Below are 10357 nucleotides of genomic sequence, written 5' to 3' on the forward strand. Positions count from 1 at the left end.
GACCACGGCGCCCTGGCGACGGCCTGCCAGGAGCACGCCATCGACCTGGTGGTGGTGGGACCGGAAGCCCCCCTGGCGGCGGGCCTGGCGGACAGGCTGCGGTCGGAGGGGCTGGCGGTCTTTGGTCCCGGGGCGGACGGGGCCCTGCTGGAGGCCAGCAAGCGCTGGGCCAAGGACCTGATGCGGGAGGCGGGCGTGCCCACGGCGGGGTACTGGGCGGCGACGGATCGCCAGCAGGCCCTGGAGGCCCTCGAACGCCATGGCCGCCCCCTGGTGGTGAAGGCGGACGGTCTGGCCGCCGGCAAGGGCGTGACGGTGGCCGACAGCCTCGAGCAGTGCCGCGACGCCATCGAGGAGGTGTTCGCGGGCCGCTTCCAGAGCGCCGCCGCCGGTGAAGCCGCCGCCGGCCCTTCCCTGGTGCTGGAAGAGCGCCTGCATGGCCCGGAGGTGTCGGTGTTCGCCCTCACCGACGGCCGCTCCATGGTGCTGCTGCCCCCGGCCCAGGACCACAAGCGCATCGGCGAGGGGGACACCGGTCCCAACACCGGCGGCATGGGGGCCTACGCCCCCGCCCGGCTGCTGGATGCGGCGGGGATGGAGCAGGTGCGCCAGCGGGTGCTGGAGCCGGTCCTGGCGGCCCTGCGGGCGCGGGGCATCGACTACCGCGGCGTGATCTTCGCCGGCCTGATGCTCACCGAGGCCGGCCTGCGGGTGATCGAGTTCAACTGCCGCTTCGGGGACCCCGAGTGCGAGACCCTGATGCCCCTGCTGGGCCCGGAACTGGCCCGGGTGCTGCTGGCCTGCGCCACCGGCCGCCTGGAGGAGGCGCCGCCCCTGACGATCGAATCGCGCTGCAGCGCCTGCGTGATCGCGGCCGCCGAGGGCTATCCCGGTGAGGTGCGTCGCGGTGATCCGATCCACGGCGACCTGGGGAACGACCCTGACCTGCAACTGTTCCATGCCGGCAGCCGCCGTACCGAGGCGGGCCCCGTGGTCACGGCGGGCGGCCGGGTCCTGGCGGTGGTGGCCCAGGCCGACGACTTCGACACGGCCTTCGAGCGGGCCTATGACGGCCTGAAGCGCGTGGAATTTGAGGGCATGGTCTACCGCCGCGACATCGGCCACCAGGTGCGGACGCGACGCCCGGCGCTGCCATGACCCGCTCCGCTTCCGGCCCCACCCCGGGCGGCGGCGAGGCCGCCGGTTCCTTCAGCCTCTGGCGGGCGCGACTGCAGCGCTGGTGGGCCGAGTTCAGCCTCCAGACCAAGCTGCTGGCGGTCGCCACCCTGGTGGTGAGCCTGCTGATGACGGGCATCACCTTCCTGGCTCTCAATGGGATCCAGCGCGATGCCCGGATGAGCGACACCCGTTTCGCCCGGGATCTCGGGCTGCTGCTGTCGGCCAACGTCACCCCCCTGGTGGCGGAGGGCAACGACCGCGAACTGGCCTCGGTGGCCGAACGCTTCTGGCAGTCCAGCCGCAGCCTCCGCTACATCTTCTTCGCCGATTCCGACGGGGTGATCTACCTCGGCATCCCGATGGGCGGCAGCACCGGCATGGGCGAGCGCGTGCTCAGCCGACGCCTGGAGCTGCCGGCCGACATCCAGCGCCGCCCCGACAACCCCCTGATCCGCCAGCACCTGACCCCGGACGGCCAGGTCACCGACGTGTTCGTGCCGATGGTGAGCGACGGCCGCTACCTGGGGGTGGTGGCCCTGGGCATCAACCCCAACGAAACGCTCCTGGCCAGCGCCGCCCTCACCCGGGAGGTGACGGTGGCGGTGTTCATCTCGATCTGGGTGCTGGTGATCCTGGGCTCGGTCTTCAACGCCCTGACGATCACCCAGCCGGTGAAGGAGCTGCTGCGGGGGGTGCGATCGATCGCCGGGGGCAACTTCGAGACCCGCATCGCCCTGCCGGTGGGCGGGGAACTGGGGGAACTGCTCAACGGGTTCAACACCATGGCCTCCCAGCTGGAGGTCTACAAGGCGGCCAACATCGAGGAGCTCACCGCGGCCCAGGTGAAGCAGCAGTCGCTGATCGCCACCATGGCCGATGGCGCCGTGCTGCTCGACGCCGTGGGGCGGATCGTGCTGGCCAACCCCACCGCCCGCCGCCTGTTCCGCTGGGAGGGCCGCAACCTGGAGGGCAGCGAGCTGGCCGGCGAACTGCCGGACCGGCTGGCGATGGAGCTGCACGATCCCCTCGAGAGCCTGATCACCAGCGAGCGGGACACCACCGAGGTGCGCTGCAGCTTCGGGGACCCCCCCCGTACCCTGCGCATCGTGCTCCAGTCGGTGCGGGATGCCAGCGGCGAGAGCCTCAAGGGCATCGCCATGACGATCCAGGACCTCACCCGCGAGGTGGAGCTGAACGCCGCCCAGAGCCGGTTCATCAGCAACGTGTCCCACGAACTGCGCACCCCCTTGTGCAACATCAAGAGCTACGTGGAGACGCTCCATGACATGGGCGACCTGCTCAGCGCGGAGGAGCAGAAGGAGTTCCTGAGCATCGCCAACGCCGAGACCGACCGGCTCTCGCGTCTGGTCACCGACGTGCTCGACCTGTCACGGCTGGAGTCCGACCGGGTCTGGCAGCTGGAGCCCATGGATCTGGCCCCGGCGATCGAGCAGACCCTGCGCACCTACCGGCTCAACGCCGAGGAGAAGGGGGTGATGCTGCTGTTCGCCGGAGAACACCACCTGCCCCGGGTGCGGGGCAACTGGGATCTGCTGCTTCAGGTGTTCGACAACCTGGTGGGCAACGCCCTTAAGTTCACCCGCAGCGGCGGCCAGCTGCTGCTGCGCGCCTACCCCTGGCCCGACCACTGTCCGCTGGATCCCGGCGACGGAGCGGAGGTCCATCCCTCCTGCACCCTCACCTCGCGCCTGCCGCGGCTGCGGGTCGAAATCGCCGACACCGGCTGCGGCATCTCCGAGGCCGACCAGGCGCGGATCTTCGAGCGCTTCTTCCGGGTCGAGAACGCCGTGCACACCGAGGCCGGCACCGGCCTGGGACTCTCGATCGTGCGCGGCATCCTCGAGAAGCACGGCAGCCAGGCCCGGATGGCCAGCGAGCCCGGGGTGGGCACCACCTTCTGGTTCGACCTGCCCCTGGAGGAGGCCGATGGTGATGAGCTGCGGGTCCAGGCCGAGCGCTCCGCCTCCCTGGCCGACATCGAGGCGGAGCGAAGGGTCGCCGCCTAGTTCTGGATGGCCTTGACCACGCGGGCGCCCCTGGAGCCCCCAATCGGCTTCAGCTCTCCGCGTCCACGCTGCGCATGATCCGGCCCAGGTCGGCCCGTTCGTCGGTGGTGATGCGGTGGGGAACGCCGCTGATGATGCGCTCGAAATTGGCGAAGGAATCCTTGATTTCCGGCCCGTTGCCGGTGATCACGAACTCCCGGATACCCTTGTCGTGCCAGGAGCCGCGCATCTTGAACACGTTCAGAGCCCGGGCCATTTCACCGCGGATCTCCACATACTGCAGCAGCAGAATGGTGTCGGTGATGGTGGAGATATGGGAATCGGTGATCGAATGGCTCCCCATGAACTCTTCGGAGGTGTTGGTGAAGAAGCCAGCGATCTCCTCCTGTTTGGCATAGCCCGTCACCCCGATCACGAACTGTCGGAAGGCGTTGTGGCTGACACCCCGCGCCAGGGCCGAAAGCGAATCGATCGCCATCCGGGACGGCTTGAACTGGCTAATCTCCGTCTTGATGATCTGCAGGTGATCCTCCAGACCGGTGGATTCCGGATAGGCGCAGATGATCTTGAGCAGGCCGTCCTGCTCCATCTGCTCGAAGTCGATGCCCCAGCTGGTGGCGTTGCGCAGCAGCTGGGAGCGGGATTCCTCGTAGGCGAACAGGATCGCCCGTTCCTTGCTCCGGCAGGCATCCTCCACGAACTTGCTGACCAGCAGCGTCTTGCCGGTACCGGTAGCGCCGGTCGCCAGGATGATCGAGTCCTTGAAGAAGCCGCCGCCGCACATCTCGTCGAGCCGAGGCACGCCGGAGCTGAGGCGCACGTTGGAAGAACGCTGGGTGAGGCGCATGGCTCCCAGCGGAAAGACGCTGATGCCATGGCTGCCCATGGTGAAGGGAAACTCCCCTTTCATGTGGGTGGTGCCGCGCAGCTTGAGCACCTCCACGGTGCGGCGCCGCCGCTCCCCCTCCAGCACATTGCGCAGAATCACCACGTTGTCAGAGACGAACTCTTCGACGCCGTAGCGGGCGATGGCTCCGTACTCGTCGACCCGTTCGGTGGTCATCACCGTGGTGACACCGATCTCCTTGAGCCGGGAAATGAGCCGGAAGATCTCGCGCCGCACCACGGAGATGGCGTCGTACTGCTGGAAGACAGCGGTGATCGAGTCGATCGCCACCCGCCGCGCCTTGTATTTGCGGATCGCATAGTGGATCCGCTCGATCAGCCCGGAGAGGTCGAAGCTGCCGGACACCTCCTGTCCATCGGGATCCGGGGAGGCGTCGAGAACGAACAGCTTGTTCTGCTCGACCATCTCCTGCAGATTCCAGCCGAAGCTGGAGGCGTTGCGCAGGATGTCGAGGGGAGACTCCTCGAAGGTGACGAAAATGCCGTTCTCGTTGAACTGACGGATGCCGTTACAGAGGAAATTCAGTGAGAAGACGGTCTTGCCGGTTCCCGATGTTCCGCTGATCAGGGTCGATCGGCCGATCGGCAGTCCGCCATGGCAGATGTCATCGAACCCTTCGATCCCCGTGGGGAGTTTCTGCATCTGCATTCGATTGGCAGCGGCGTCGTGGTCGTTGGGATCCGGCATCGAAGAGATGGAAGTGCGAAGGGGCGGAACGGAAATGGGGCGGACGCGGGGATGGTCTGGCCGGGATGGCATCGGCTGGTCCGGTCAGGGCTCAGGAGGTTTCAGGAGGCGCGGGTACACCGCCGGCTTCCAGATCATCGGCGTCCAGCTTGAAGTCCTCCTCGGTGAGTTCGTCGTAGAGGAGATCGAGGCCGATCAGCACCCGGTCGCGGTCCGAAAGATCGCCGATGATCCGCCGCACAGGCGGGGGCAGGATCTTCGCCAGGGTGGGGGTGGCCAGGATCTTGTCCTCTTCTGCCAGCTGGGGATTCTTGAGCACATCGATCACCTTGAGGGCGTAGACGCCGCGGAACTCGGACTCGAGGATGTCGCGCAGTGTCTTCAGGGCGCGCATCGAGTTGGGGGTGTTGCCCGCCACATAGAGCTTGAGGATGTAGGTCTTGCGGAAGGTCATGGCTGGGGCTCAGGCGGAAGGACTGGAGGATTCGATCGCGGCGGCTACGATCGGCAGATCGGGGGGGATGGAACGTCGATACATTTCGCAGAGGTGAGCCATGACATCTAGGAGGGCCAGGCGGTAGTCCTGGAGAAAATCATTCTTCTGCCCTTTGAGCATGAGCAGCTTTCGAAACTCCTCGATCAGATTCACGTGGATTTCCACCATTTTGGTGATCGGCAGATCGGCGAAGAAGGCCGTATTCACGAAGCTTTCGATCGCCTGGTTGGCCGCGGCGGGGTTCTTGAAGTAGCTGATCAGCAGGTCCCGGTAGGTGCGCCGCAGGGACTCAAGCAGCTCGTTGCGCTCCTCGGCTTCCAGGTTGCGCAGGAAGCGGGAGGGGTCCCGCTTGTAGTACACACCCAGGTAGCCGAGCCGTCCGTTGAGCCGGTTCGGCAGTTTCCAGCCGTCGGGGGTGGCCGCCTTGGCTTCGCTGCCGGCCGGCAGGGTGTTGCTGCGCAGGAAACGGGAGACGGCCGCATCCAGGCTGTAGCTCAGCTGCTCCAGCTGGTCGGGGGGGAGGCGGACCTCGGCGTCGTGGAACTTCACCTCGCCGTCCACCGGCCCGATCAGCACGGCCGGCAGCTCCAGGCCCTGGTCGTGGAGGCTGCCGAAGAAGGCCCTGTCGACGGCACCCTCCTCCAGCAGGATCCCGTCGAAGTCTTCGCGCCGCTGCTCCAGCTGTTCGAGGGGGCCGGCGGAAGGATCCACCGGCACCAGCTGGTAGCGGCCGCCCCTGAGCCACTGGCCACAGGCCTCGGCCAGGGCCGGGGTCTGGATGAGAGAGAGGATGTTGAGAACCGGTTGGGGCATCGACCGCTGCGGCGGGGAGCTCCCCTGGCCGGCCTGATTCTTGACGGAAGGGAGGCCCGGACGGGAGGATCTTAGTTCTGTCTTTCGATTCCGTGCGCCCAGGCCCAATGGCGGCGTCCTGCCGCCAGCCTGGCCACGCCCCCTGAGCGATGACCCAAGCCCCCCAGAAGGAAGCTCCCGAGCAGGAGCCCCTGAGCGCAGACGTCACCGGCGCCTACGCCATCGTCGAGGCCTCCGGCCAGCAGTTCTGGCTCCAGCCCGATCGCTACGTCGACCTCGACCGACTCAACGCCGAGGTCGACAGCACCGTGACCCTGGAGAACGTGCTGCTGGTGAAGGACGCCTCCGGCACCACCCTGGGCCAGCCCTATGTGGACGGCGCCACGGTGGAGCTCAAGGTGATGGCCCATCGCCGCGGCCAGAAGATCATCGTTTACAAGATGCGTCCCAAGAAGAAGACCCGCCGCAAGAACGGCCACCGCCAGGAGCTGACCCGGGTGATGGTCCAGTCGATCAAGGTGGGCGGCAAGTCGATCGCCTGATCGGGCCCCCGGTTTCTCTTCCTGATTACCCCCGTTCTCCCTTCTCTGCTTTCCCATGGCCCATAAGAAAGGCACAGGTTCCACCCGCAACGGCCGCGACTCCAATTCCAAGCGCCTCGGCGTGAAGCGCTACGGCGGTGAGACCGTCAGCGCCGGCTCGATCCTGATCCGCCAGCGCGGCACCTCCGTGATCCCCGGTGTCAATGTGGGCCGCGGCTCCGACGACACCCTCTTCGCCCTGGTGGACGGCGTCGTCAGCTTCGAGTCCATCAAGCGCGGCCTGCGCAACCGCAAGCGCATCAACATCGCCGTCGGCGCCTAGGCCCCGGGTGGGGGGGCGTCCGCCAGTTCGGCGCCGTCCCCCGGCACCTCCAGGTAGCGCCTGAGCCAGCCCACCAGCAGGTAGAAGGGCAAGGTATCGGCCAGAGCCGCCACCAGTTTGAACACGTAGCCGCTGGCGATGAACACCCCGAGCTGGGGGAGCACGGGCTCGTTCGGCCGGATCGGCAGCACGTGGGCGGCGTAGTGGCTGATCAGCACCACCGCCGAGGTGTCCACGACCTGGCTGATCAGGGTGGAGCCGTTGTTGCGCAGCCACAGGGCCTTGCCGTTGCTGAAGCGCTTCCAGAAATGGAACAGGCGCACGTCGGTGAACTGGGCGGCCATGTAGGCGGCCATCGAGGCCCCCACGGCGCCGAAGGCCAGCCGGCGCACCTCGAAGAACACCGGCACCCCCTCGGCGTTCGGGTCGGCCGGCAGGCCCGCCACCCCACCGAATCCGTCCAGGCCCGGCAGGATGCCACCGAGCCAGAGCACCAGGACGATCCAGCCGTTGAGCATCAGACCCACCCACACCACCTGGGAGGCGCGCCGTTCGCCCCAGATCTCGCTGATCAGGTCGGTGCAGAGGAAGGTGACGGGGTACGGCAGGGCCCCCACCGCCACGATGATCGGGAAGGAGCCGATGCTGCCCAGGTGGAGGAACCGGGTCAGCCCCAGGATGTTGAGCATGCCCATGGTCCCGAGGAAGATGCCGGCCAGCACCAGAAAGGTGACCTCGCGCCGGTCCTGCAGCGTCATCGGCGCCTGAGCATGGGAGAAGGTCCCTCCAGGCTGCCGCCATCGCCTCCGTCGCGCCACGGCTGCGGTTTTCTGGTGCTCGACAAGCCCGCCGGCCTGACCTCCCACGACGGTGTCGCCAGGGTGCGGCGGGCCTATGGCCTGCGGCGGGTGGGCCATGGCGGCACCCTGGATCCCGCGGTCACCGGCGTGCTGCCGATCGCCCTCGGGCCGGCCACCCGGTTGCTGCCCTACCTGCCCGGCGACAAGACCTACCGCGGCACCGTCCAGCTGGGCGTGCGCACCGGCACCGACGACCTGGAGGGGGAGGTGCTGGAGCGCTCGGCCGTTCCGCCTCTCGATCCTGAGGCCCTGGAGCGGGCCCTGGAGCGCTTCCGGGGCGAGATCCTCCAGGTTCCTCCCCAGGTCTCGGCTGTGCATGTGGACGGCCAGCGGGCCTATGCCCGGGTCCGGGCCGGCGAGCAGCTGGCGCTGGCAGCGCGGCCGGTGCGGATCCATGGCCTCGATCTGCTGGGCTGGGACGCCGAGCGCGGCCGCCTGGAGCTGGAGGTGCGCTGTTCCGCCGGCACCTACGTGCGCGCCCTGGCGAGGGATCTGGGGGAAGCCCTCGGCTGCGGCGGCGCCCTGGCCAGCCTGCGCCGCACCGCCGCCCTCGGCTTCGGTCTGCACCAGGCCATTTCCATGGAGCGCCTGGCGAGCGGCCCCCTCCCGCCGCTGCTGGATCCCCTCGACGTGCTGGTGGACCTGCCGCGCCAGCGCCTGGATCCGGCCCAGCTGTCGCCATGGCGCTGCGGCCGCTCCCTGCCCCGTACGGTGGAGCAGTTGCCCGAGGGGCCGGTCGCCGTGCTCACCCCGGATGGCAATCTGGCCGGCATCGCCCGTGCCGACGGCAAGGGCCTGCTCCTGCCCCGGCTGGTGTTCGACGCCGCCGGTTGAACCCCCTGCGACCTCGCGATGGCCGGCCACAGCAAATGGGCCCAGATCAAGCGCACCAAGGCGGTGGTGGACGCCCGGCGCGGGGCCCTGTTCACGCGCCTGGGGCGGGAGATCACCGTGGCGGCCCGTGGCGGTGCCGATCCGGCCGGCAACTTCCAGCTGCGCACCGCCATTGAGAAGGCCAAGGTGGCGGGGCTCCCCAACGCCAACATCGAGCGGGCCGTGGCCAAGGGCAGCGGCCAGGGGGGTGGCGGGGCCGATCTGTTCGAGGCGGTGCGCTACGAGGGCTATGGCCCGGGGGGCGTGGCCGTGCTGATCGAGGCCCTCACCGACAACCGCAACCGCACCGCCGCCGACCTGCGGCTGGGCTTCGGCAAGCATGGCGGCAACCTCGGGGAGACCGGCTGCGTCAGCTACCTGTTCGATCAGCGCTCCGTGGTGCGGCTGGCTTTGCCCAGCGCCGACGAGGAGCGCCTGCTGGAGGACCTGCTGGCCCTCGAGGAGCGGGGTGGCCCGGCGGCGGCCGGCTACGAGATCGATGCCGAGGGCGTCGACGTGTTCGGCGCCTACGCCGACCTTGAGGCCCTCCAGGACGGGCTCCGGGAGCTTGGGCTGCCGCTGGCCGGCTGGGAGCATCGCTGGATCGCCTCCCTGCCCTGCCGCATCGAGGACGGTGCGGTGCTGGCCGCCTGCCTGCGCATGCTGGATGTGATCGAGGATCTCGATGACGTGCGCAGTGTCACCAGCAATCTCGAGGCGGACGAGGCCCTGATGGAGGCGGCCCTGCCCGGCTGAGGCTGCCACCGCGGCCGCCCCGCTCGCCGTTCAGCCCATGGCCTCGGTGTCGGCGATCACCGTGAGGGCAGGGTGGTGCTGCAACCAGCTGGCGGGCAATTCCGGCGTGGGGGGCTCCCGCAGGGCGCGGCGCAGGATCGCCGCCTTCGCGCCGCCGGTCACCACCAGCAGCACCCGGCGGGCCGCGAGGATCTCGGCCATCCCCAGGGTGATGGCCCGGCGGGGAACGGCGCCGGGATCGCCCCCGAAGGCACCGGCGTTCTGGCGGCGGGTGGGGTCGCTGAGGGCGACGCAGCGGCAGGCCACCGACGCTCCCGCCGGGGGTTCGTTGAAGCCCACATGGCCGTTGAGGCCCAGGCCCAGCAGCTGCAGGCCGATGCCCCCGGCGGCGGCCACGGCGGCGCCGTAGCGCATCGCTTCGCCATCGGGATCACCGGCCCGCCCATCGGGGAGGTGCACCCGTTCGGGGTCCAGGCCGAGGGGCTCCACCAGCTGCCGGGCCATGGTGGCGGCGAAGGAGGCGGGGTCCTGGGGCCCCAGCCCCACGTACTCATCGAGGTTGAAGCTGCTCCAGCCGGCGCGCACCTGCGTGGCCAGGGCGGGCTCCAGTCGCCCCAGCCGCCGGGCCAGGGCGGCATAGACGGGCTCCATGGTGCGCCCGGTGGCCAGGCCCAGGGGCAGGGTCGGCCATAGCCGATCGGCCAGCAGCAGGGCCGCCACCCGTTCGGCCACCGCCGCCGCATCGGTCAGGACGACCGGCGCGATGGTGGCGCCGGGCCTCAAAGGGAGGAGTAGGGCTGGATCCTGGCGCCCTGGTAGTAGTGCTGGAGGATCTGCCGGTAGTCCTCGCCGCGCAGGGCCAGGGCGTAGGCGCCCCACTGGCTCATGCCCACCC

General features: G+C 69.0%; 11 protein-coding genes. 6 read left to right on the forward strand and 5 right to left on the reverse strand.

The features are described from left to right. A partial coding sequence (gene purD, locus VB737_RS12100; RefSeq protein ID WP_500313270.1) for a phosphoribosylamine--glycine ligase occupies window positions 1-1158 on the forward strand: 1158 nt, incomplete at its 5' end. Then, on the forward strand, window positions 1155-3206 hold the full coding sequence (locus tag VB737_RS12105; protein WP_500313272.1) for a HAMP domain-containing sensor histidine kinase: 2052 nt from the start codon (window positions 1155-1157) through the stop codon (window positions 3204-3206). The genes purD and VB737_RS12105, both read left to right, overlap by 4 nt. A gap of 49 nt (window positions 3207-3255) precedes the next feature. Here the strand turns inward: VB737_RS12105 and kaiC are convergent, their stop codons facing one another. The 3 genes from kaiC to VB737_RS12120 all read right to left on the reverse strand — a co-directional run bounded on the left by kaiC (window position 3256) and on the right by VB737_RS12120 (window position 6109). Then, on the reverse strand, window positions 3256-4800 hold the full coding sequence (gene kaiC, locus VB737_RS12110) for a circadian clock protein KaiC (RefSeq protein WP_500313274.1): 1545 nt from the start codon (window positions 4798-4800) through the stop codon (window positions 3256-3258). A gap of 91 nt (window positions 4801-4891) precedes the next feature. Beyond that, the gene (gene kaiB / locus VB737_RS12115) at window positions 4892-5254 is read right to left on the reverse strand and encodes a circadian clock protein KaiB (RefSeq protein WP_500313276.1); all 363 of its coding nucleotides are present in this window, start codon (window positions 5252-5254) and stop codon (window positions 4892-4894) included. Window positions 5255-5263: 9 nt separating this feature from the next. After that, window positions 5264-6109 (reverse strand): circadian clock protein KaiA, encoded by an 846-nt coding sequence (locus tag VB737_RS12120; protein ID WP_500313278.1) that lies wholly within the window; start codon window positions 6107-6109, stop codon window positions 5264-5266. Window positions 6110-6258: 149 nt separating this feature from the next. Between VB737_RS12120 and rplU the strand changes: the two genes are divergently transcribed. Then, on the forward strand, window positions 6259-6651 hold the full coding sequence (rplU, locus tag VB737_RS12125; protein ID WP_500313280.1) for a 50S ribosomal protein L21: 393 nt from the start codon (window positions 6259-6261) through the stop codon (window positions 6649-6651). A 55-nt stretch (window positions 6652-6706) separates the two neighbouring features. After that, window positions 6707-6973, forward strand: a complete 267-nt coding sequence (gene rpmA / locus VB737_RS12130; protein WP_106220342.1) for a 50S ribosomal protein L27 — start codon at window positions 6707-6709, stop codon at window positions 6971-6973. Here the strand turns inward: rpmA and VB737_RS12135 are convergent. Beyond that, entirely contained in the window at window positions 6970-7731 is a 762-nt protein-coding gene (locus tag VB737_RS12135; RefSeq protein WP_500313282.1) for a queuosine precursor transporter, read from the reverse strand. The genes rpmA and VB737_RS12135 overlap by 4 nt on opposite strands. A 12-nt stretch (window positions 7732-7743) precedes the next feature. On the opposite strand from VB737_RS12135, the gene truB reads away from it, so the two are divergent. Together truB and VB737_RS12145 are read left to right on the forward strand one after the other, a co-directional pair. Next, complete coding sequence (gene truB / locus VB737_RS12140; protein WP_500313284.1) at window positions 7744-8667, forward strand: tRNA pseudouridine(55) synthase TruB; 924 nt, start codon at window positions 7744-7746, stop codon at window positions 8665-8667. An 18-nt stretch (window positions 8668-8685) separates the two neighbouring features. Then, window positions 8686-9462 carry a YebC/PmpR family DNA-binding transcriptional regulator gene (locus VB737_RS12145; RefSeq protein WP_500313286.1) on the forward strand — a complete coding sequence of 259 codons (777 nt, stop codon included), beginning with the start codon at window positions 8686-8688 and terminating at the stop codon, window positions 9460-9462. A gap of 30 nt (window positions 9463-9492) precedes the next feature. Here VB737_RS12145 and VB737_RS12150 read toward each other — a convergent pair whose 3' ends face one another. Next, window positions 9493-10245, reverse strand: a complete 753-nt coding sequence (locus tag VB737_RS12150; protein WP_500313288.1) for a glucosamine-6-phosphate deaminase — start codon at window positions 10243-10245, stop codon at window positions 9493-9495. Window positions 10246-10357 lie beyond the last annotated feature (112 nt).

Source organism: Synechococcus sp. BA-120 BA3, assembly GCF_034931285.1.
Lineage (GTDB): Bacteria > Cyanobacteriota > Cyanobacteriia > PCC-6307 > Cyanobiaceae > Cyanobium.